We start from the raw sequence: 20,356 nt of genomic DNA on the forward strand, positions 1-20,356 counted from the left end.
CAGGTGCCCCCGGCAGGATTCGAACCTGCGGCACCCGCTTTAGGAGAGCGGTGCTCTATCCCCTGAGCTACGGAGGCGTGATGTGCACCAGTAAGCCTAGCGAAAGGTTGGGCCCGCTCGCGCCTCCCCGGGGGGTGTCGTTTCGGGGCCGCCGGTCATCGGCGGGCTGCCTGCGGTAAAGGCATGGCAAGTCGTCGTACGGCGGCCAGGGGAGGGTGGTTACCGTCGCTGGCCGTGACCGTAACGAGACGTGGATCAGTGCGTGGGCTGCGATCGATGGTGCTCGTCGCGGCGCTGCTCGCGCCGGTGATCCTGGCCTCGGGCATGCTCATGGCCGACTTCAGCGGCTACGGGGAACGGGTGCGGAGCGATCTCTCACGTGATGCGGCCGTACGCGCGGAACCGGCTGGGACGGCGGATGAGAAACGCGCGGGAACCGCGGGAGAGCGGGCTTCCGCCGGGACGCTCGGTAAGCGGCCGGTCGTGCCGCCGAATCTCGCGGACGATCAGGAGGCCCGGAGGATCGCCGTGGTTCCGATGGCGGGGACGGTGCGGGAGCCCCTGCTGAACCCGACGCCGGTGCCCGAGCCGTCCGGTCCCGCGCGTCTTTACGAGGGGATCGTACGGATCCTTCCGATCGTCCAACCCGTCCGTGAGATCGTTCACCGGGATGTCCCGAAGGTGAGCCGGCCCGTGGAGAAGCCGGAACCTCGCGAGGAGACGACCTTCACGTGTGCGCCCGAATGGCGGGACACGTGGCTGTGGGAGCTCTGCCGGGAACGCGAGGGCCAACCCGAAGGCGGGCGATGAGCTGGAAACGCGCATATGCGACGTGACCGGTCGATAGCGCTTATGCGAACCGGGGCTCGGGCACACAGGGCGCTGTAGTAACGTGCGTCCCTGACCCAGGTCACGAGTTCGCAAACGGGGGAGTCGATCGTGCCATCTCCTCGATCAGCCGGGCTGATCGCGGTCGTCACGGTGATGACTTCGCTGGCCGTCTCGGCGCCGTACGGCACGGCAGCGGCGGCCCCGACCGGCACCACGACCACGGAGGCCGCCGGAGAAAGCGCCGTGGCCGGCGTGCTCGACAAGGAGCCCACCACGCTGACCGAGCTGCGGCGGGAGGCTCAGAAGGCGTACAAGTCCATCGAGGACGCGAACAGGGCGCTGGTGGCGCGGCAGAAGAAGTTCGGCGCTGTGGAGAAGGAGCTGGCGACCAAGCTGGAGAGTCTCCAGCAGGCCACGGCGGAGCTCAACAAGCTGCGCAAGCCGCTGTCCGACCTCGCCTCGTCCATGTATCAGGACCCCTCGCTCGACGGAATCAGCCCGTTCTTCCGGGCGGGCAGCGGCACGGAGACGCTCCGGAGGATCGCCGACCTCGATCACATCGTCGCCGGGCGGAACAACGTGCTCGGCGACGCGGTGAAGCTGCTGGAGCGGCAGCAGCAGCTCGCCCAGGAGGCGCAGGAGCTCCGGGCGGCCAGCCTCCTGCAGGAGGCGCAGCTGAGCGCGCAGGTCACCGTTCTGCGCAAACGCTCCACGGCTCTGGTCCGGTCGCTGACCAAGGCGCTGATCAAACTCGGTGTGAAGATCGGTGATGGAACGCAGGGGGCGGGCGGCTGCGACCCGACCAGGATCAGTCAGGCGGAGCAGTATCCGAACGGCCTGCTGCCCAAGAACATCCTGTGCCCCCTGCCGCAGGCCGGAGAGGAACTGCGGGCGGACGCGGCGATCGCCTTCGCCGATCTCAACATCGCCTACAAGAAGCGCTTCGGCACCTCGATGTGCATCTCCGACAGCTATCGCAGCCTGAGCGAGCAGCAGTCCATCTACTACCGGCGGCCCGGCTTCGCGGCCACGCCGGGAAAGAGCAACCACGGCCTGGGGCTCGCCGTCGACCTGTGCGGCGGAGTGCAGAACTTCCGTTCCGTTCAGTTCAACTGGCTGGAGGCCAACAGCAAGCGGTATGGCTGGATGCACCCCGACTGGGCGTATCACAGCCCCTTCGAGCCCTGGCACTGGGAGTACGACCCCAAGCTCGGCTCACAGCTCTGACACGCAGGCCGACCTCGCCGCCATCGAGGAGCGGCACGGACGGATCCTCGGCGCCGGGCGCTACGCCGGGTTCGAGGAGATGCTCCAGCAGGTCATGCCTGATCGGCGTTCTCCGCCGCCCGGCAAGGCCGGTCAGTGGGGGTGAATGGTCACCGAGAGCCTGCCCTGTGCCTGCGCCTGGGCGAGCTGGGCCGCCTGCCCGGGGGTCGTGGCCAGCACGAGCAGCGCACCGCCGTCCGTACGGCCCGGTGGCCGGGCGATCACCCGCACCTCCTGGGCGACGGTCCGGGCCTGGAAAGGGCCCTCCTCGAAGGCCGCCAGGATGTCGATCACGTCTCCCGGCGACAGCAGGCGGGCGGCGTCGGGATCGGCGATCCTGACCGGCGTCGCGACCATCCCCGGCGTCCCGGCCATCCCCGGCTCAGCGGCCGAAGCCCCCGATTGCGTGGCCGGGGCCCACCGCCCCGAAGCCGGACCACCGCCGGCCGGCCCTCCGGGCGCCTGACCGCCGGAGCCCTGCCCACTCGGCTCCTGCCCGCCGGATGCCTCGCTGTTCAGGGATTGGCGGAACAGGCCCGGCCCGAGCAGCCGTGCGTCGGTGAGGAGTTCACCCCGGCGCAACGGGCCGGCGAGCACGCGACCCGAGACCGGGGCGCCAGGCGCGTACGCCCCGGCGGGCACCGTGTCGGGCGGGAGCCGTACGACCACGACGTCGGAGGCGGCCAGCCGGCCTCCGGGGAGGTCGCGGGCGGCGGCGAGGACCTCCACCCCGTCAGGGGTGCGGACGGCCAGCAGCACACAGGCCACCGCCAGACCGGCGAGGACGGCGGCGATCGGACGGCGACGGCGGGCCGTCAGCCGCCTCAGATCACGCATGACCACCTCGTGTCAGGGGAGCTCGATCGGCAGCTTGATCCCGTCGAGGGCGTTGCCGCAGGGGCAGGGACGCTCCTCCGGAAGGGCCTCGACGACCTGCGCGACCAGAGTGCGCATCCGCTCGACGTTGGCGGCGAAGAAGGCCAGGACCTCCTCGTGGGTGACCCCCTCGCCGGCCTCCACGCCGGCGTCGTGATCGGTCACGAGGGCGAGCGTCGTGTAGCAGAGGGCGAGTTCGCGGGCGAGCACGGCCTCGGGGTGCCCGGTCATGCCGATGATCGACCAGCCCGCGCCCGAGAACCACTTCGACTCGGCCCGGGTGGAGAAGCGAGGGCCCTGGACCACGACCAGAGTGCCGCCGTCGACCGTGTCCCAGCCCGTCTCGCGTGCCGTGGTCACGGCGGCCGCCCGGCCGGAGGGGCAGTAGGGGTCGGAGAACGACACGTGCACGGCCCCGCCCGCGTCGTAGTAGGTCTGCTCGCGGCCCTGCGTGCGGTCCACGAGCTGGTCGGGGATCACGAGGGCGCCCGGGCCGATCTCCGGGCGCAGGGATCCGACCGCGCTGGGCGCGAGCACCTGGCGGACGCCGAGGGACCGCAGGGCCCACATGTTCGCCCGGTAGGGGATGCGGTGGGGAGGGAAGGTGTGGCCGCGACCGTGCCGCGGGACGAACGCGACGGTCCGCTCGCCGATGCGGCCCACGGTGATCGAGTCACTCGGCGGGCCGTACGGCGTCGTCACGTCGATCTCTTCGGCGTCCTCCAGCAGGGAGTAGAACCCCGAGCCGCCGATGACCCCGATGTCTGCGCGATTGACCATGGGCCGACACTAGCGAACGGCGCCGCACACCCGCCGCGTCCCGCCGACCCCCTGTGGATAACCTCAGGCGGCCGCGGTGGAGCCGGACGACGACGTGCTCGACGAGGAGGTGCTCGACGAGCTCGTGGAGGCCGCGGGCTCCTTCTTGCCCGAGTCGCCGGACGGCTTCGAGGACGTCGTCGTGGTGGACGTGGTCGTCGACGAGCTCGACGAACGGCTGTCGGTCCGGTAGAAGCCGGAGCCCTTGAACACGATGCCAACGGCGGAGAAGACCTTGCGCAGCTTGCCCTGGCAGGCCGGGCACTCCGTGAGCGGGTCGTCAGAGAACTTCTGGACGGCCTCCAGCTGCTCACCGCAAGCGGTACAGGCGTACTGGTAGGTAGGCACTCGCTCCTCCTGAGACTGGCACTCGACCGGGTCGATTGCTAATGGTAGGCAATCAACAAGCCCAAACGCCACTCCAGCCCGGTTTATTGCCCCGCGCCGTCCCATTCGCTCAGGCCGCGGTCCGCCTGCGATCCAATCCGCGCACCCCGGGCGGCAGCGGTCAGCCGCCGCGTTCGCCGTACCAGCCGGCGAGCTTGCCGCGGCGGCTGACGGCGCGCAGGCGGCGTTCGACCGTCTCCCGCTGGGCGGCCGTGGTGACCACGAGAAGCTGGTCGCCCGCCAGCAGCCGGGTCGTCTGCGTGGGCACGAACGACTGCCCGTTCCGTACGACGAGCGTGACCATGGTGTTCGCGGGCAGCCGGAGCTCGAAGATCTCCACACCGTGCATGAGCGAGCCGCGTGGGATGCGGATCTGCAGCAGGTCGGCGTTCAGCTCCTCCAGCGGCGCGGCCTCCACGTCGAGGTCGCGGGCCTCGCCCTCCGCCGCCAGGCCGAGCCGCCGGGCGAGGTACGGCAGTGTGGGCCCCTGCAGGATCGTGAACACGATGACGATGATGAAGACGTCGTTGAACAGGCCCTTGGCCCCCGGCAGACCGGCGGCCCAGGGGATCGCGGCCAGCACGATGGGCACCGCGCCGCGCAGCCCGGCCCACGACAGGAACACCTGCTCGCGCCACGACAGCGAGCCGAGCCGCAGGAGCCGCACCACCACCCCGGACACCAGCACGGACGCCGGCCGGGCGAGCAGGACCAGCAGCAGGCCCGACACCAGGGCCGGGACGATCACGCCGGGCAGTTCGCGCGGATCGGCCAGCATGCCGAGCATGACGAACAGCCCGATCTGGGCGAGCCAGGCGGCGCCCTCGGCGAAGCCGCGCGTGGCGGCGCGGTGCGGGAGCCGGGCGTTGCCCAGGACCAGCGTCGTCAGGTACACCGCGAGGAACCCGCTGCCGTGCAGCAGCGTCGCCCCGCTGTAGGTGACGAACGCCAGCGCCAGCACCGCGATCGGATAGAGGCCGGAGGCGGGCAACGCGACCCGGCGCAGCGCGTACACCCCCGCCGGACCCACGGCGAGACCGACGGCCGCGCCGATGACCAGTTCGACGGCGGTATCCAGCAGGACGTGCGGCAGCGAGAGGGTCAGCGACGAGCCCGCGCTCAGCATTATCACGAGGATGACGGTCGGGGCGTCGTTGAAGCCCGACTCGGCCTCCAGGATCCCGGCGAGCCGGGGCGGCAGCGGCAGCCGACGCAGCACGGAGAACACGGCCGCCGCGTCGGTCGACGCCAGGAACGCGCCGAGCAGCAGGGCCATCCGCCACTCCATGCCGAGCAGGACGGCGACGGTCGCCGCGAGCACGACGACGCTGACCGCGATCCCGACCGTGGCGAGCACGAGCGCGGTCGGCACGGCGGCGCGTACGTGGTTCCAGTTGGTGGTGAGACCGCCTTCGGCCAGGATCACGGCGAGCGCGACCATGCCGAGTTGCTGGGCCGTCTGGGCGTTGTCGAAGTTGATGCCGACGATGCCGCCCTCGCCGAGCAGCAGGCCGAGGCCGAGATAGATGAGCAGCGTGGGAAGGCCGGTGCGGTGCGCGATCCGTACGGACGCGATGGCCGCGATGACGACGGCGGCGGACAGGAGCAGCCAGACGTTCAGACCCACCCGCTCCCTTCGCCGTCACTTAGACCAATCTTGTCACATCTGTACCAATCGGGCGATTCCGCTCGGGAGGGCGGCGAAGCGTACGCGCTGGTCGTGTGGCTCCGCGGGAACCCCTTCCATCAGCTCGCCCTCGTGCAGGAGCGCCACCGTGGGCACGTTCGGCCCGACGCGGGCGAGCGCCCGGTCGTAGAAGCCGCCGCCGCGGCCGAGCCGTACGCCGGTGACCCGGTCGACGGCCAGGGCCGGCGCGATGACCAGCGCGGCGGTGCGGATCGCGTCGACGCCGCGCCGGACGTCCACGGGCTCCATGATTCCGTTCGGGCCGGGCGCCAGCGAGTCCGGGCCGTCGTACACCGCCCAGTCGAGGTCGCCGTCCAGGCGCTGCACCGGCAGCATCACCGTGGCGCCGTGCTTCCACAGGGCCAGGATCAGCCCCTGCGTGGACGGCTCGGTGCCGGTCGACCAGTAGCAGGCCACCAGCCCCGCCATCTGCACCCACGGCTGGTCGAGGAGTAACTCCCTGATGGCCGCCGACGACTCGCGCAGCGTCCTGGGATCGAGTTCCGACCGGCCGCGCAGGATACGCCGACGCAGGTTCATCTTGTCCAAAGACTGCTCCGTTAGTGTCTACTCATGGCTGACTTCGATCCCGTGACCAAAGCCGTCGTGCCCGCCGCGGGTCTCGGCACCCGCTTCCTTCCCGCGACGAAGGCGACCCCCAAGGAGATGCTGCCCATCGTCGACAAGCCGGCCATCCAGTACGTGGTGGAGGAGGCCGTCTCCGCCGGGCTGCTCGACGTCCTCATGGTGACCGGCCGCAACAAGCGCTCGATCGAGGACCACTTCGACGTAGCGTACGAGTTGGAGGACGCTCTTCGCGCCAAGGGCGACGAGGAACGGCTCAACCAGGTGAAGGAGCCCGTCGACCTCGCCACCATGCACTACGTGCGGCAGGGCGAGCCCAAGGGCCTCGGCCACGCCGTCCTGTGTGCCAAGCAGCACGTCGGCCACGAGCCGTTCGCCTGTCTGCTCGGCGACGACATCATCGACCCCCGCGACCCGCTGCTCAAGCGCATGATCGAGGTGCGCGCGACGTACGGCGGCAGCGTCGTCGCGCTCATGGAGGTGCCGCGCGAGCAGGTCTCCCTGTACGGCGCCGCCGCCATCGAGGCGACCGACGAGGACGACGTCGTCCGCGTCACCGACCTCGTGGAGAAGCCCCCGGCCGACGAGGCGCCCTCCAACTGGGCCATCATCGGCCGGTACGTGATCGACCCCGCCGTGTTCGACGTGCTGGAGCGCACCCCGCCCGGGCGCGGCGGCGAGATCCAGCTCACCGACGCCCTGCGCACGCTGGCCTCGATGGGCCCGGAGGAGGGCGGTCCGGTGCACGGCGTGCTGTTCCGCGGCCGTCGCTACGACACCGGTAACAAGCTGGAGTATCTGCAGACCGTGGTGCAGTTCGCCGCGAACCGGGACGACCTCGCTCCGGAGTTCCTGCCCTGGCTGCGGGAGTTCCTGGACAAGGCCGGACAGTGAGCCGATGAAGCCCGTCGACCGCCACCTCGCCGACATCCTCGCGACGGTGCGACCGCTCGCACCGCTCGAGGTCGAGATCGAGGCCGCCCTCGGCGCCGTATTGGCCGAGGACGTCGCCTCGCCCGTTCCGCTGCCGCCGTTCGACAACTCGGCGATGGACGGCTACGCCGTACGGGCCGAGGACGTGGCCGCCGCGCCCGTCACGCTGCCCGTGATCGGGGACGTGGCGGCGGGCGACGGCGGGCTGAACGCCCTCGGCCCCGGCCTGGTCACCCGCATCATGACCGGGGCGCCCCTGCCCGCCGGCGCCGACGCCGTCGTCCCGGTGGAGTGGACCGACGGCGGCACCGCCCGCGTACGGATCGACAGGCCGGCCCCGCTCGGCAACGCGATCCGGCGGGCGGGGGAGGACGTGCGGGCGGGCGACGTGGTGCTCCGCGAGGGCGCCAGGATCGGCCCCGCCCAGATCGGCATCCTCGCCGGGGTGGGCCGGCGCCGGGTGGTGGTGCGGCCCCGGCCGAGGGTGGTCGTGCTGTCCACGGGTGCCGAGCTCGCCGAGCCCGGCACCCCGCTGGGCGCGGGCCGCATCTGGGAGTCCAACAGCTTCATGCTCGCCGCGGCCGTACGCGAGGCCGGGGCGGAGGGGTTCAGGGCCGGTTCGGTGACCGACGACCCCAAGGAGTTCATGGACACGCTGGACGCCCAGCTCCTGCGGGCCGACGCCGTGATCACCAGCGGCGGCGTCTCGATGGGGGCGTACGAGCCGGTCAAGGAGGCCCTGTCCCCGCTGGGCACGGTGACGTTCGAGAAGGTCGCCATGCAGCCGGGCATGCCGCAGGGCTTCGGCGTTGTGGGGCCAGACCGGGTGCCGATCTTCACGCTCCCGGGCAACCCGGTCTCGTCGTTCGTGTCGTTCGTGCTCTTCGTCAAGCCGGCCCTGCGGGCGATGCAGGGCCTCCCGGCAGGGCCGCCCCCGACCGTACGGGCGGCCGTGACCGCGCCGCTGCGCTCCCCCGAGGGGAAGCGGTCGTACCTGCGGGCCGTGCTGACCGGGGAGACCGTGGCGCCGGTCACCCGGCAGGGCTCGCACCAGCTCGCGGCGCTGGCCGGGGCGAACGCGCTGATCGTGGTGCCCGAGGACGTGACCTCGCTGCCCGAGGGCGCCGAGGTGGAGGTGATACCGCTATGAAGCTGACTCACGTGGACGAGTCGGGCGCCGCTCGGATGGTGGACGTCTCGGAGAAGGACGTCAGCGCGCGCACCTCCGTCGCGACGGGCCGGGTGCTGCTGTCGCCGGAGGCGGTGGCCGTGCTGCGCGCGGGAGACGTGCCCAAGGGCGACGCGCTCGGCGTGGCGCGGATCGCCGGGATCATGGGCGCCAAGCGCACCCCCGACCTCGTGCCGTTGTGCCACCCGATCGCCCTGACCGGCGTGAAGGTCGACCTGGCCGTCGTGGACGAGGGGGTGGAGATCACCGCCCGGGTCCGTACGGCCGACAGGACGGGCGTCGAGATGGAGGCGCTCACGGCCGTCACCGTCGCGGCGCTCGCGCTGGTGGACATGGTCAAGGCGGTGGACCCGGCGGCGGTGATCAGCGACGTACGGGTCGAGGAGAAGACGGGCGGCAAGACGGGCCACTGGACCCGTTCCGGACAGGAGTAAGGGCGTTGCGCGCTTTGGTGGTGACGGTGTCCAACAGGGCGTCCGCGGGCGTCTACGAGGACCGCTCCGGGCCGCTGCTTGCCTCCCTCCTGAAGGAGGCGGGCTGCGACCGGGTGGACGGGCCCCGCGTGGTCCCCGACGGGGACGCCGTCGAGGCCGCGCTGCGCGAGGGCGTCGCCGCGGGCTACGACGTGATCGTCACCACCGGTGGGACCGGGGTGACGCCCCTCGATCTCACCCCGGAGATGACCCGCCGGGTGCTGGACCGGGAGATCCCCGGCATCGCCGAGGCTGTACGCCTGGTCAACCGGGAGAAGGTGCCGACGTCGATCCTGTCCCGCGGCCTCGCCGGGCAGGCCGGCAGGTCGCTGGTGGTCAATCTGCCCGGGTCCTCGGGCGGCGTACGGGACGGCATGGCCGTGCTGACCCCGATCCTGGCTCACGTGGTCGACCAGATCCACGGGGGCGACCATGCGCGCTGAGACCGGGGCGCGTCCCGCGTGGCGCGTTGACCGTGTTCCGGTGGATGATTGACGAATGGATCGACTTCGCGGCTGGCCGGCGTCCATGGCCGAGGGGCCCGTCGGGCTGCGGCCGCTGCGCCTGCGTGACGTGCGGGACTGGCGCGACACCCGTCTGCGCAACGCCGAATGGCTCCGCCCCTGGGAGCCGAGCAACCCCGAGACCCCGCTGTTCCGCACCGGCCTCGGGCCGTACGTCTCGATGGTCGGCACGCTGCGCCGCGAGGCCCGCCAGGGGATGGCCATGCCCTGGGTCGTCACGTACGAGGGACGGTTCGCCGGGCAGCTCACCGTGGGGGCGATCGTGTGGGGGTCGGCCCGCTCCGCGCAGGTGGGCTACTGGGTCGACGGCGCGCTCGCCGGGCGGGGCATCATCCCGACCGCGCTCGCCATGGCGGTGGACCACTGCTTCTTCACGACCGGTTTACACCGGCTCGAGGCCAACATCCGGCCGGAGAACCACGCCAGCCGCAGGGTCGTGGAGAAGCTCGGATTCCGCGAGGAGGGCATCCGCCGGCGTCAACTGCACATCGACGGCGCTTGGCGCGACCACATCTGCTACGCGCTGACCGTCGAGGACGTGCCGCGCGGACTGCTCGTCCAGTGGCGCCGCACGATGAACTCGGCCGCCCGCCGCAGCGAGTCCAGCCCCGGTTAGGAGGCGGCGCCCGGCCGGCTGCAATCGAAGGACAAACCGATCACTAGCGGGTGCTGTGATGCTCCGTGGCGGTAACCGAAACCGCGTCACGGGAGGCATCCACATGAGGAAGCGGGCTCCGTCCATCGCACCCCGGCCGCCGCTGGCCCAGCGGTAGCAGAGCGACCCGCGTGCCTGTGGGGATCGCGCGCTCGCACGGGATCGAATTACATGAAGAGCTTTGACGATCTCGCGACACACCGGACTGAATGCTCGTCATTCAGTGACACACAGTCCTACGGTGCGTGACGTGAACACCTCTCCGCCGACACAGGGCCACGGACGTGTTCACCATGCCCATCGCCGGAGGGCGTGGGGGTGGGCGCATGGGTAGCGCCCTGCTCTACCTCGCCATCGTCGTCATGTGGCTCAGCGTCCTGCTGCCCATGTGGCTGCGCCGGGACCGGCACACCGACGACGACCTGTTCGAGGAGCAGGCGGAGGCGTCCACGCTGTCCGAGCCGCTCGCCGACGACTCCCCGGAGGCCGCCACTGCCGACGACGCCGACGGCACCGGTGACGCGGACGGGGGCGACGCCGACACGGTGGTCACCCCGCCGGCCGCGTCCGCGGACTCCGCCGATCCCGCCGCGTCTTCCGTCGCGGCGCCGGCCGAGGCCGTCACCCCGGACCAGATCGCCGCGGAGCGGCACGCGCGGGCCCGCCGTGTCGCCGCCCACCGCCGCGCCCGGATCCTCGCCCGGCGCCGGCGGCGGCTCCTGTGGAGCATCCTGCTCGTGCTGGCCTCGGTGGTCACCGCGGCCGTCCGTGTGATGCCCTGGTGGGCCGTCGCGCCCTCGGGCGTGCTCCTCGTCGGCTACCTCGCCGTGCTGCGCGTGGCCGTACGCGCGGACAGGGAGCAGCGGGAGAAGGCCGCCCGGGCGCGGGCCGAGCACCTGCGCCGTCAGCGGGAACGCCGCCGCGCCCTGGCCGCGGCGGCCCGCGAGGCGGAGATCATCAAGTTCGAGGCGCGCAAGCGTGTTCAGGTCTTCGACCAGTACGCCGACGGGCGCCGCGCGGCCGGGGACTGAATCGGTGGCGCGAACACCCCGCAGAGTTTGCTAATCTAGTCGAGGTCGTTGGGGCTATAGCGCAGTCCGGTAGCGCACTTCGTTCGCATCGAAGGGGTCTGGGGTTCAAATCCCCATAGCTCCACCACGACGAAGGCCCGTCAGGTGATCCACCTGGCGGGCCTTTTCGCTGCTCAGGCCCGTACCGCTATCTGCCGGACCGTTCGCCGCCGAGGCCGGTCGATACGGCTACCGCCTCGTTCCCGCTGCTACCGGTCAGCGAAAAGTCAGCGAAGACCGCCCGAGCCCGGCTGTTCCGCTCCCGTGAGGGGTGTGTGTAGCGGTTGAGTGTGGTCGAGGTCTGGCCGTGCCCGAGGAGGCCGGCCACGTCGTTCACCGGCACGCCATCAGAGATCAGCCATGTGGCGTAGCAGTGCCGGAGATACCCGCGATCCGCGAGCACGACGGTGTGCACCTTGTGTAGGTGGGCTGCACTCGCAGGCCCAGGTGTGGTTACAAGTTGCCTTACGGGTTCAAGCCGCCGCCCGTGCCGGGCGGCGGTGGCGCGGCGCGTCCGGACGCGGCCGGGCGTGCGGCCTCTTCGGGCCGGTCCCGTCCGCGCCGACGCCAGCCGCGCCCGATCCCAGGCAGACGCATGACGCCCGCGGGAAGCGCGACCACCAGGACGAGCGCGAGGCAGACCGCCGCGACCATGTGGCCGCGCCGCAGTTGGCTGAGGTCTTTCTTTGCCTCCGGCGGGGATCTCCGGCCCCGAGGTGATCACGGCGCGCAAGCCGAGGTTCGTGGGTGGCTGGGGAGCCTGATCGCCTCGCCCGCCATCGACCCAGGCAAGCCCAGCAGACCGGCTCCTCCGGCTCAAGGCCGGCCGTGACCGATGGCATCCGACGACCGAGGAACCACGACCACGTTGACGTACACGCGAGGCCGGCCTTGCCCCTCCGTCCCCGGCCCGCTGCCGCTCCGCGGTGGGTCGACGGCGAACGAGGTGATCAGGGGTGGAGAACAACGTGCAGGCCGCACATATCTGCGCCAGGGAGCAGAGGGACAGCAAACTAAGCCCCCACCGGTCCGGCGGTTGCCGATGGACTGCCGCATACGGCTACGCGTAAAGCGTGCCGTAGCTGGGATTGTGATGCCCTACGTCGGATGAAATGTCAGTCGTGAGGGATATCTTCACTCGCCATGAGTGCCCAGTACGCATGGTCTGAACTCTTCCCTGTAAGGCATCCGGTGACCAAAACTTCTGATCAGCCGGCGGCCAGTCCACTCGGCGATCTGTATCCTCCGGCTACCGAAGCAGAGGTCCGCGAGCTTGAAGAGCGGCTGGGTGTGGAGCTGCCGCCGAGTTACCGGCAGTTTCTCCTGTTCGCCAACGGGTGGGGCAGCGCCGATGACTGCTGCCTGCTACGTGTCGAGGAAATCGGCTGGCTTCGTGATGTCGACCCCTCGGTCGCCGAGAGCTGGTCAGAACCCAAGCCCGAGAACTCATGGAGCGTGCCCGACGAGCTCTACTTCGTCTACGGACACGAGCAAGTCTCCGGCAACATGAGAGGGGAGTATGTATCCGACACCCTTCTGGCCGGGTATTGGGACGATGGAGTCGTTCTCCTCAACCCCCACGTCAAAACTCCTGAAGGTGAGTGGGAAGCCTGGTATCTCGCGCCTTGGCTAGCCGGCGCCAGGCGTTACACGTGTTTCTGGGACCTCATAGCGTACGAGTTGAGGGTCGGCGTCTACTGGGTTCGCTAGTGCTGGACAGGGCGGCCTCGTCTACGACGTTGCCCCTACGAGCAGTGTCGGGAACTTGGTTCGCGTCACAGTCCTCGAAGCTGACAGCTTGGATCCGACGCTGACTACCAGCGGGTGGCGGTGACCATCCGGGACCGGATTGGAGCAGGTTGCCCGCGCGTGCCAGAGTCAGCGAAAAGTCAGCAGACCCGCTGACACGGGAGCGCAGCCGAGACCAATGGACGTCACTATCGCGGCACCTGACAGCACCGGATGGTATCCGGCAATCAGGAGCGGTGCGCCTCACCGGGGTTCGCATCGAAGGGGTCTGGGGTTCAAATCCCCATAGCTCCACCACGACGAAGGCCCGTCAGGTGATCCACCTGGCGGGCCTTTTCGCTGCTCAGGCCCGTACCGCTATCTGCCGGACCGTTCGCCGCCGAGGCCGCTCGGTACGGCTACCGCCTCGAGTCGGCGAAAGCCCGCATGCTCAGCCCTGAGGAAGCCGAGCAGCTCCAGCTCCCATGGGCGACACCCAAGCCGGGGAACTCATGCAGCGCCCGCTCCGGCCTCCTCCCGGGACCACAACGACGGTGTCATCAGGCATTCCGCCGAAGCACCGGCTTGCCGAGGCCGCTTCAGGCGTCAAGCCGGACCCTGACATCGCAAGAAGTGTCAACCTCAGCGTTGACGATGATGAAAACGTCAAGCACGATATTGACATGAGCGATCTCATCGAGCTGTACACACTCATCGAACGGGTCGACCGCAACGAGACCGACCCGCTCGCCAAGATCACCAAGGCGGAAGAGCTCAGCGCCGAACTGGAGCGCCTCGGTGACCGACTTGTCGGCTACTTCATCGAACAGGCGCGCGCTGCCGGCCACTCCTGGTCAGACATCGGGGCACACCTGGGCATGAGCCGGCAAGCCGCCCAGCAGCGGTACACGCCACGCCAGTCCGCACTGACGATGGACGACGTTCTGCACGGCGGCGCTTTCAAGGGCCTCGTACCGCGGGCGCGCACCGCGGTAACCGACGCCGTCGAGCACGCCCGGCGGCTGGACCATCCCGCGGTACGGCCGACAGACCTGCTCCTCGGGGTGCTCGGAGACCCCCACGCACTCGCCGTACAAATAATCACCCGCCTCGGTGCCGATCCAGACACGATCCGTTCCGGACTACGACAGACCGGCGACGGCGCACCGGTCGTCATCCCGGTCGAACCGGCGACCCGCACTGCCCTGGCCAAGGCACTGAGCGAGGCCGTCGGGCTGGGACACAACTACATCGGAACCGAGCACCTGCTCCTCGGCATTCTGAACGACCCGAACAGTGAAGCAAGCCAGGCGCTCACCGCAGCAGGCGTCACGCTCGACGCCGCCCGCGAAACACTCCGACGGATCGTCGAGGAGATCGTGCGCAGCCGCACTGAGTAAACCATTTGCCACCGCCCCGAACCGCGTCCGGATCTGCAGCGTTTCGGGCGTCGACACGCACTGCTTCGTTACTGAACGTAAGTGGCGAAGGAGGCCATCGGAGTGATGAGGCCCGTTGCCGGTACGGCTACCGCTGTGCAAAGGCCCCTGAAGGTGAGTGGGAAGCCTGGCTTATCTCGACGTGGTGGCCGGATGTCGGCCGTTACAGGTCCTTTTGCGACCCGATGGACGCCGAGGGGGGCAGGGCCCGCGGTTGGCGGCTGTCTCCCGTGGAGTCACGTGGAGGAGACGCGGGAGAACCCTTGGCATTCCACCGGAGATGCGGGTAGGGCCTTGACGCCCTGCCGGGATTGGGTGGTCGCCTCTTTCCCGGCCCTTTCCGCCCCATGTGGTCCACTGGCCGGAGGAGCCAGGATGAACCTGCAGGGCCGCTTCTCCATCACCAGCCGCATCACCCTGTTCACCGGGGTGGTGTCCACCCTGCTGTGCGCGCTGCTGGCCCTGCTCCTCATGGCGGCCGTCCGCCACTACGCTCGCGACACCGTCACCAGGGAGGTCGCGGCGGCGGGCGGCCGTGTGGCCGTCCAGATGGAGCGGGGACAGCCGGCCTATCCCCTTGCCGGGCGCGAGTTCCGTCACCTTCAGGTGCTCGACCCGTCCGGCCGCGTGGTCGCTTCGACCCCGGACGTGCGGGGCTTGCCGAGAATGGCCGGCTTCACCCCGCCGGACAGCAGGAACAGCGCGACCTGCGTCGTGTGCGGCGGTGTCTTTCCGCCTGCCGACTGCAACATCGTGGTGGCGCAGTGGGCGCACCGCGCGGGCGAGAGATGGATGGTCTACAGCGCTTCCCCGGAAGTGCCCCCGTGGGTCGACCCCCGCCTGGCCGGGCTGGTGGGAGTGGGCGCGGCGGTGCTGGCCGCGGCCATCACCTACCTCGGCTACCGGAACGTACGGGCGTCGCTCAGGCCGGTCAACGCCATCCGGGAGGAGCTTGACGAGATCAACGGCGACTGTCCCGGTCGCCGGGTGCCGGTGCCGGCTACGGACGACGAGATCCAGGGGATGGCCGAAAGCGTCAACCACACGCTCGGCCGGCTGGACACCGCGCTGCGACAGGTGCAGAACGCGCTGCAGCAACAGCGGCAGTTCGTCTCCAACGCCTCCCACGACCTTCGCACTCCGTTGGCCGCCATGCGCGCGGAGGTGGAGGACGGCCTTCTCGCGCCGGAGGAGACCAGTGTGCCCGAGCTGGGGTCGGTCCTCCTGCCCAGCCTCGACCGGCTGCAGGCGATCGTGCGCGACCTGCTCACCCTCGAACGGCTGGACCACGGTCAGCGCGGCGAGCAGCACCGGCTCGATCTGGCCGAGGTCGTGGCCGCGGAGCTGCGGAACCGTCGTCACCCGACCAGGCGGGTCGAATCCGCCCTCCAGCCGGGGGTGTTCGTGCTCGGCGACAGGGTGGGTCTCGCTCGCCTGCTGACCAACCTCCTCGACAACGCCGAACGGCACGCGCGGACGACGATCACTGTGTCCGTACGGCACGAGCGCGGCGGTGGCTTCGGCGACCGCTACCCGCGGGGCGCGGCGGTGATGGAAGTCGTCGACGACGGGCCGGGCATCGAACGGGACAAGCGCGAGATGGTGTTCGACCGGTTCACCCGGTTGGACTCGGCTCGCAGCAGGGACGCCGGGGGTGCGGGGCTGGGGCTGCCGATCGCCAGGCAGATCGCGGAGACCCACGGAGGCACCTTGACGATCGAGGACAGCCCCGTCGGTGCCCGCTTCGTCCTGTGCCTCCCGTCCGCTCCCGCCGAGGCGACGGCGGCACCGGCCGACGACACCCTGTCTTCCTGAACCGGCCGCCGGGCAGAGGCCGCCGACCAAACTCGGTTGACGGAGTGAGCACTCACTCCGTACCTTGGAAGGCATGACAGAATCCGTTCCCCGCCGGCGGGCGCCGGCGATGAGCCCAGAACAGCGCAGGGCGATGATCGTCGCCGCGGCGCTACCGCTGGTCGCCGAGCACGGCGCCGCCGTCACCACAGGTCAGATCGCCCGGGCCGCCGGCATCGGTGAGGGCACCGTCTTCCGGGCCTTCGGCGACAAGGACGAACTGCTCGACGCGTGCATGGCCGAGGCGATGAACCCCGATCACGTGCTCCGCGAGCTGGCCTCCATCTCCCTCGACGAACCACTCGCCGACCGGCTCACGCAGGCGGCCGAGGCCCTGCGCGCCCACCTGGGACGCATGGGGACCGTGATCGGAGCACTGCACGGCACCGGTCACCGCCGCGGGCGAAGCCTCGGCGACCGGCAGGCCCCCGAAGACCGGCCTCCTCCCGGAGCCCGCGAGACCTCGATGAGGGCGACCCACGAGGCGCTCGTCGAGCTGATCGAACCCGATCGGGCGGCGCTGCGCCTGGAGCCCGAGAGGATCGCCTCGGTCTTCCTGGGGATGCTCTTCACCCGCCTTCACTTCGCGTCCGGCGGCGTGGACCCGTCCCCGGAGGAGCTCGTCGACATCCTCCTCCACGGCAGCCTCAGAGATCAGGAGAGCCCGGCATGACCATCACGCTGAACCACACCATCGTCCCCGCCGTCGACAACCGCGAGGCGGCCCGGTTCTTCGCCTCGATCATGGGTCTGGCGGAGCTCCCGCCCGCCGGCCGGAACGGCCACTTCGCGCCCGTACGGGTGAACGAGACGCTGACCCTCGACTTCATGACCATGGAGAACCCGGTCGGCGTGCATCTGGCGTTCGACGTGGATCCGGCCACGTTCGACCAGATCCTGGAGCGCCTGCGGGAGGCCGGGGTGCCCTACGGAAGCGATCCGGCACACCCCGACAACGGCCGCATCGATCACCCGCTGTGCCCGCGCGGGCTGTTCTTCGTCGACGCGGCGCGCAACCTCTACGAGGTCATGTCCCCCGCGTGACCGGTCCACCGGAAACCCAGTTGTCTTCAAGAGATCCTCAAGCCGCGCCTGGGACCTTCGGTGAGCACATTCCTCACGGAAAGGTTCCCATCCGAGATGAACGACTTCGACAAGGCCCTCCGCCCGCTGGACGACAGCCAGCTGGAGGCCGTCACCGGCGGGCTGCCCTGGAACTACGACTGGATGAACTACGACTGGCGTGACGCCGTCATCGAGGCCCTGCCGTAACCAGCGCGCACAGCCGCGCAGACGCCCGGAGGCCGGTCTCTCGAGACCGGCCTCCGGTGCGTTCCGGGCCGTGCGTCACGGACGTGTGGCCGCGACCATGGACGTCTTCGCGTGCGGCCCGCCGTACCAAAAGCGCCAGCCGAGGTCGTACACGTGGACGTCGGCGGCCCCGCACTCGCGGAGCACGTCGGCGTAGCGGCCGGCGTTCCTGAAGTCGGCCACGCGCAGCCTGCCGCCCGGCTTCAGCACACGCAACGCCTCGCGTACGGCGTCGGCGCGCCCTTCGGCGTCGACGATGTTGTGCACGGCGAGGCTCGACACCACCAGGTCGAACGTGGCGTCGGGGAAGGGCAGGCCTCGCATGTCGGCGGTGACCAGCGCGACCCGGTCGGCGACGCCCTCCGCGCGGGCGTTGGCCAGGGTGGCCTCGCCGCTGTTGCCCGACTGGTCGTGCGTCCACAGGTCGACGCCGGTCGCGTCCCCGCCGGGAACCCGCGCCGCCGCCTTGAGCAGGACGAGCCCGCGGCCGCAGCCCATGTCGAGGACGCGTTCGCTTCCGGTCAGGCCGAGCCGGTCGAGCTCCGCGTCCCAGACGCGGAACTTGCCGCGCAGGGTGGTGTGCGCGAACAGCGCCGCGCCGATGATCATCATGCCGCCGCCGATCAGCAGCACCACCGCGGGGACGGCCCACCCGACGGCGACGAGCACGGCGGCCAGCGCGGTCTCCGCGACTCCGCCCAGCGCCAGCCCGGCCAGCACCGCCGGGGCGTCGACACCGTACCTCCCATGGGCGTTCCCACGCGGCTCCACCACGATCACTTTCTACCTTCGGCCGTCCCCCTCGTACAGACCGAAGATCCTGGCGGCGTTGTCGTGACAGACGGCGCGCAGCCACCCGTCGCCGAGGTCCAGGCCGGCCAGGGCCGCCAGCGCCTCCGCGTACGGGTAGGGGATGTTGGGGAAGTCGGTGCCGAGCAGGACGCGGTCCTGAAGCTCCGGCAGCAGCGGGACGGCCTCCCGGGGGAAGGGCGCGGTCTCCTCGGTGAAGCGGGTGAAGACCATCGTGGTGTCCAGGCGGACCGCCGGATGACGCAGCGCCAGGGCGAGGAACTCGGCGTACTCGGGGGCGCCCATGTGGGCGATCACGAGCGGCAGCCGGGGATACCGCGCGAGCAGGGCCGCGATCGGCTCCGGCCCGGTGTGCGGTCCGGGGACCGGGCCCGACCCGCAGTGCGTCACCACCGGGATGCCGTGGTCCTCCAGCAGCCCCCAGACCTCGTCGAGCAGCGGGTCGTTCGGGTCGTAGCCGCCGACCTGGAGGTGTGCCTTGAACACCCGGGCACCCGCCTCGATCGCCCGCGCGACGTACCGCGCCGCGCCGGGTTCGGGGAAGAACGTCGCCGTGTGCAGGCAGCCGGGCACCCGGGCGGCGAAGCCGGCGGCCCAGTTGTTCAGCCACTCCGCCATGCCCGGCTTGTGGGGATAGAGCATTGAGGTGAACGCCCGCACGCCGAAGGCCCTGAGCCGTTCGACGCGGTCGTCCTCCGGCAGCCGATACGTGATCGGCCAGGTCCGGCCGACCAGCGGCCCGGCGCAGTCGAAGTGCGCCCACACCTTGGTCAGGACGCGCTCCGGCATGAAATGGGTGTGGACGTCGATCAGACCGGGCAGGCCCAGCCTCCGCCAGAACGCGTTGACGTGTCGAATGTCGTCGTCGGCGGCAAGTGTCTCGTCCGGCATGGCCTCACACGCTACCTGCCGCCGCTGCCCGGTAGCGCTCGGCGAGCGCGCACAGGTGGGCGCGCAGTTCGGGCGGGTCGAGCACGGTGAAGGGCACGTCGAGCGCGGTGATGAAGGCCGTCAGGTTGGGGAGCGAGTCGCCGCCGGTCTCCAGCACGCAGGCGTCCGCGCCGTCGGCGCGCAGCAGGCCGGCCGCGGCGGTGAGCCTCGCGCCCATGACCTCGACGGGCGCGTGCAGCCGTACGACGGCCCGGTGCCTCCAGGCGGCCGAGCCCGTCCCGCGTACGACGTGGGCGGCGGCGTCGCCCTCGGGTGGTTCGCGCGGGGTGAAGCGGGGGCCGTTCGGGGTGCGGAGCCGTACGCGGTCGGCGCGGAAGGTCCGCCAGTCACCGCGGTCGACGTCCCAGGCCAGCAGATACCAGCGCCGCCCGGTGAACACGAGCCGGTGCGGCTCGGCCGTCCGGCGCCCCTCGTCGCCCCGGTGGTCCAGGTAGTCGAAGCGCAGGGTCTCGCGGTCGCGGACGGCCGCGGCGATCGAGGTCAGGGTGTCGGGATCCACGGTGGGGCCGTGGCCCGGCACCGCGACCGTGGCGGCGCGTACGGCCTCGATCCGGTGGCGCAGCCGGGACGGCAGCATGCGCTGGAGCTTGGTGAGCGCGCGCAGCGAGGTCTCCTCGATGCCGGTCACGGTGCTGCCCGCGGCGGCCTGCAGGCTGACGACCACCGCGACGACCTCCTCGTCGTCAAGCAGCAGCGGAGGCAGGGCGGACCCGGCGCCCAGCCGGTATCCACCGGCTGGGCCGGTGACCGAGTCGATCTCGTAGCCCATGATGCGCAGCCGCTCGACGTCGTTGCGCACGGTCCTGGTGGTCACGCCGAGCCGGTCCGCCAGGTCGGCGCCCGACCAGCCGGGCCGCGCCTGGAGCAGAGCCAGCAACCGCAGCAGCCGTACGGAGGTTTCCAGCATGACCACAGTGTCCCGCGCATTGCGGAACCGTACGTTCCTCAACGGCTTCTAGCGTTCACAT

23 protein-coding genes and 2 tRNA genes are annotated in these 20,356 nt (G+C 70.6%); 15 read left to right on the forward strand and 10 right to left on the reverse strand.

Annotated features, from left to right (window positions below; translation table 11 throughout):
* Positions 1-4: 4 nt before the first annotated feature.
* Positions 5-77, reverse strand: a tRNA-Arg gene (locus Msi02_RS40545).
* A 181-nt stretch (positions 78-258) separates the two neighbouring features.
* Between Msi02_RS40545 and Msi02_RS40550 the strand changes: the two genes are divergently transcribed.
* Both Msi02_RS40550 and Msi02_RS40555 read left to right on the forward strand, forming a co-directional pair.
* Positions 259-810, forward strand: a complete 552-nt coding sequence (locus Msi02_RS40550; RefSeq protein WP_204053041.1) for a hypothetical protein — start codon at positions 259-261, stop codon at positions 808-810.
* 129 nt (positions 811-939) lie between these two features.
* Positions 940-2,058: a D-alanyl-D-alanine carboxypeptidase family protein gene (locus Msi02_RS40555; protein ID WP_239109255.1), complete on the forward strand. Its 1,119-nt coding sequence runs from the start codon at positions 940-942 to the stop codon at positions 2,056-2,058.
* Between the two features lie 132 nt (positions 2,059-2,190).
* Here Msi02_RS40555 and Msi02_RS43735 read toward each other — a convergent pair whose 3' ends face one another.
* The 5 genes from Msi02_RS43735 to Msi02_RS40580 all read right to left on the reverse strand — a co-directional run bounded on the left by Msi02_RS43735 (position 2,191) and on the right by Msi02_RS40580 (position 6,406).
* A complete protein-coding gene (locus Msi02_RS43735) occupies positions 2,191-2,934 on the reverse strand; it encodes an SAF domain-containing protein (RefSeq protein ID WP_239109257.1) in 744 nt (247 codons plus the stop codon).
* Between the two features lie 12 nt (positions 2,935-2,946).
* Positions 2,947-3,753: an S-methyl-5'-thioadenosine phosphorylase gene (locus Msi02_RS40565; RefSeq protein ID WP_193209116.1), complete on the reverse strand. Its 807-nt coding sequence runs from the start codon at positions 3,751-3,753 to the stop codon at positions 2,947-2,949.
* A 63-nt stretch (positions 3,754-3,816) separates the two neighbouring features.
* The gene (locus Msi02_RS44865; protein ID WP_204053042.1) at positions 3,817-4,140 is read right to left on the reverse strand and encodes an FmdB family zinc ribbon protein; all 324 of its coding nucleotides are present in this window, start codon (positions 4,138-4,140) and stop codon (positions 3,817-3,819) included.
* Positions 4,141-4,300: 160 nt separating this feature from the next.
* Positions 4,301-5,806 carry a potassium/proton antiporter gene (locus Msi02_RS40575; RefSeq protein WP_204053043.1) on the reverse strand — a complete coding sequence of 502 codons (1,506 nt, stop codon included), beginning with the start codon at positions 5,804-5,806 and terminating at the stop codon, positions 4,301-4,303.
* A 33-nt stretch (positions 5,807-5,839) separates the two neighbouring features.
* Positions 5,840-6,406 (reverse strand): 5-formyltetrahydrofolate cyclo-ligase, encoded by a 567-nt coding sequence (locus Msi02_RS40580; RefSeq protein WP_143736935.1) that lies wholly within the window; start codon positions 6,404-6,406, stop codon positions 5,840-5,842.
* Positions 6,407-6,439: 33 nt separating this feature from the next.
* Between Msi02_RS40580 and galU the strand changes: the two genes are divergently transcribed.
* The 7 genes from galU to Msi02_RS40615 all read left to right on the forward strand — a co-directional run bounded on the left by galU (position 6,440) and on the right by Msi02_RS40615 (position 11,383).
* Positions 6,440-7,345 carry a UTP--glucose-1-phosphate uridylyltransferase GalU gene (gene galU / locus Msi02_RS40585; protein ID WP_204053044.1) on the forward strand — a complete coding sequence of 302 codons (906 nt, stop codon included), beginning with the start codon at positions 6,440-6,442 and terminating at the stop codon, positions 7,343-7,345.
* Positions 7,346-7,349: 4 nt separating this feature from the next.
* Positions 7,350-8,534 carry a molybdotransferase-like divisome protein Glp gene (gene glp, locus Msi02_RS40590; protein ID WP_204053045.1) on the forward strand — a complete coding sequence of 395 codons (1,185 nt, stop codon included), beginning with the start codon at positions 7,350-7,352 and terminating at the stop codon, positions 8,532-8,534.
* The gene (moaC, locus tag Msi02_RS40595; protein WP_079313231.1) at positions 8,531-9,007 is read left to right on the forward strand and encodes a cyclic pyranopterin monophosphate synthase MoaC; all 477 of its coding nucleotides are present in this window, start codon (positions 8,531-8,533) and stop codon (positions 9,005-9,007) included. The genes glp and moaC overlap by 4 nt, the downstream gene beginning before the upstream one ends.
* A 5-nt stretch (positions 9,008-9,012) precedes the next feature.
* Entirely contained in the window at positions 9,013-9,489 is a 477-nt protein-coding gene (locus Msi02_RS40600; protein WP_204053046.1) for a MogA/MoaB family molybdenum cofactor biosynthesis protein, read from the forward strand.
* 55 nt (positions 9,490-9,544) lie between these two features.
* Complete coding sequence (locus tag Msi02_RS40605; RefSeq protein ID WP_079313233.1) at positions 9,545-10,186, forward strand: GNAT family N-acetyltransferase; 642 nt, start codon at positions 9,545-9,547, stop codon at positions 10,184-10,186.
* A gap of 365 nt (positions 10,187-10,551) precedes the next feature.
* Positions 10,552-11,256, forward strand: a complete 705-nt coding sequence (sepX, locus tag Msi02_RS40610; RefSeq protein WP_204053047.1) for a divisome protein SepX/GlpR — start codon at positions 10,552-10,554, stop codon at positions 11,254-11,256.
* 50 nt (positions 11,257-11,306) lie between these two features.
* A tRNA-Ala gene (locus Msi02_RS40615) sits at positions 11,307-11,383 on the forward strand.
* 60 nt (positions 11,384-11,443) lie between these two features.
* Here Msi02_RS40615 and Msi02_RS44700 read toward each other — a convergent pair.
* Complete coding sequence (locus Msi02_RS44700; protein WP_373308361.1) at positions 11,444-12,019, reverse strand: tyrosine-type recombinase/integrase; 576 nt, start codon at positions 12,017-12,019, stop codon at positions 11,444-11,446.
* A 419-nt stretch (positions 12,020-12,438) separates the two neighbouring features.
* Here Msi02_RS44700 and Msi02_RS40625 point away from each other — a divergent pair, with 419 nt between their 5' ends.
* From Msi02_RS40625 to Msi02_RS44195, 6 genes are all read left to right on the forward strand, one after another.
* Positions 12,439-13,005, forward strand: coding sequence for an SMI1/KNR4 family protein (locus Msi02_RS40625; protein ID WP_204053049.1), 567 nt, complete (start codon positions 12,439-12,441; stop codon positions 13,003-13,005).
* Positions 13,006-13,508: 503 nt separating this feature from the next.
* Positions 13,509-14,423: a Clp protease N-terminal domain-containing protein gene (locus tag Msi02_RS40630; protein ID WP_204053050.1), complete on the forward strand. Its 915-nt coding sequence runs from the start codon at positions 13,509-13,511 to the stop codon at positions 14,421-14,423.
* Positions 14,424-14,837: 414 nt separating this feature from the next.
* Entirely contained in the window at positions 14,838-16,277 is a 1,440-nt protein-coding gene (locus tag Msi02_RS40635; RefSeq protein WP_239109259.1) for a sensor histidine kinase, read from the forward strand.
* 73 nt (positions 16,278-16,350) lie between these two features.
* Entirely contained in the window at positions 16,351-16,989 is a 639-nt protein-coding gene (locus tag Msi02_RS40640) for a TetR/AcrR family transcriptional regulator (RefSeq protein ID WP_239109261.1), read from the forward strand.
* Positions 16,986-17,360: a VOC family protein gene (locus Msi02_RS40645; protein ID WP_204053051.1), complete on the forward strand. Its 375-nt coding sequence runs from the start codon at positions 16,986-16,988 to the stop codon at positions 17,358-17,360. The genes Msi02_RS40640 and Msi02_RS40645 overlap by 4 nt, the downstream gene beginning before the upstream one ends.
* A 96-nt stretch (positions 17,361-17,456) precedes the next feature.
* A complete protein-coding gene (locus tag Msi02_RS44195) occupies positions 17,457-17,588 on the forward strand; it encodes a hypothetical protein (protein WP_256862202.1) in 132 nt (43 codons plus the stop codon).
* Between the two features lie 75 nt (positions 17,589-17,663).
* Here the strand turns inward: Msi02_RS44195 and Msi02_RS40650 are convergent, their stop codons facing one another.
* Genes Msi02_RS40650 through Msi02_RS40660 form a run of 3 tightly spaced genes read right to left on the reverse strand, consistent with a single transcriptional unit; the run spans position 17,664 to position 20,295 of the window.
* The gene (locus tag Msi02_RS40650; protein WP_239109263.1) at positions 17,664-18,401 is read right to left on the reverse strand and encodes a class I SAM-dependent methyltransferase; all 738 of its coding nucleotides are present in this window, start codon (positions 18,399-18,401) and stop codon (positions 17,664-17,666) included.
* Positions 18,402-18,410: 9 nt separating this feature from the next.
* A complete protein-coding gene (locus tag Msi02_RS40655) occupies positions 18,411-19,328 on the reverse strand; it encodes an amidohydrolase family protein (RefSeq protein WP_204053052.1) in 918 nt (305 codons plus the stop codon).
* A 4-nt stretch (positions 19,329-19,332) separates the two neighbouring features.
* Entirely contained in the window at positions 19,333-20,295 is a 963-nt protein-coding gene (locus tag Msi02_RS40660; RefSeq protein WP_204053053.1) for a helix-turn-helix transcriptional regulator, read from the reverse strand.
* Between the last annotated feature and the right edge of the window lie 61 nt (positions 20,296-20,356).

Source organism: Microbispora siamensis (assembly GCF_016863095.1).
GTDB lineage: Bacteria > Actinomycetota > Actinomycetes > Streptosporangiales > Streptosporangiaceae > Microbispora > Microbispora siamensis.

Excerpts from the sequence above, each read along its gene's own strand:
- Msi02_RS43735 (WP_239109257.1), bottom strand. The coding sequence starts at position 2,934 with ATGCGTGATCTGAGGCGGCTGACGGCCCGCCGTCGCCGTCCGATCGCC.
- Msi02_RS40565 (WP_193209116.1), bottom strand. The coding sequence starts at position 3,753 with ATGGTCAATCGCGCAGACATCGGGGTCATCGGCGGCTCGGGGTTCTAC.
- Msi02_RS40580 (WP_143736935.1), bottom strand. The coding sequence starts at position 6,406 with ATGAACCTGCGTCGGCGTATCCTGCGCGGCCGGTCGGAACTCGATCCC.
- galU (WP_204053044.1), top strand. The coding sequence starts at position 6,440 with ATGGCTGACTTCGATCCCGTGACCAAAGCCGTCGTGCCCGCCGCGGGT.
- glp (WP_204053045.1), top strand. The coding sequence starts at position 7,350 with ATGAAGCCCGTCGACCGCCACCTCGCCGACATCCTCGCGACGGTGCGA.
- moaC (WP_079313231.1), top strand. The coding sequence starts at position 8,531 with ATGAAGCTGACTCACGTGGACGAGTCGGGCGCCGCTCGGATGGTGGAC.
- Msi02_RS40605 (WP_079313233.1), top strand. The coding sequence starts at position 9,545 with ATGGATCGACTTCGCGGCTGGCCGGCGTCCATGGCCGAGGGGCCCGTC.
- sepX (WP_204053047.1), top strand. The coding sequence starts at position 10,552 with ATGGGTAGCGCCCTGCTCTACCTCGCCATCGTCGTCATGTGGCTCAGC.
- Msi02_RS40625 (WP_204053049.1), top strand. The coding sequence starts at position 12,439 with ATGAGTGCCCAGTACGCATGGTCTGAACTCTTCCCTGTAAGGCATCCG.
- Msi02_RS40630 (WP_204053050.1), top strand. The coding sequence starts at position 13,509 with ATGGGCGACACCCAAGCCGGGGAACTCATGCAGCGCCCGCTCCGGCCT.
- Msi02_RS40635 (WP_239109259.1), top strand. The coding sequence starts at position 14,838 with ATGAACCTGCAGGGCCGCTTCTCCATCACCAGCCGCATCACCCTGTTC.
- Msi02_RS40640 (WP_239109261.1), top strand. The coding sequence starts at position 16,351 with ATGACAGAATCCGTTCCCCGCCGGCGGGCGCCGGCGATGAGCCCAGAA.
- Msi02_RS40645 (WP_204053051.1), top strand. The coding sequence starts at position 16,986 with ATGACCATCACGCTGAACCACACCATCGTCCCCGCCGTCGACAACCGC.
- Msi02_RS44195 (WP_256862202.1), top strand. The coding sequence starts at position 17,457 with ATGAACGACTTCGACAAGGCCCTCCGCCCGCTGGACGACAGCCAGCTG.
- Msi02_RS40655 (WP_204053052.1), bottom strand. The coding sequence starts at position 19,328 with ATGCCGGACGAGACACTTGCCGCCGACGACGACATTCGACACGTCAAC.
- Msi02_RS40660 (WP_204053053.1), bottom strand. The coding sequence starts at position 20,295 with ATGCTGGAAACCTCCGTACGGCTGCTGCGGTTGCTGGCTCTGCTCCAG.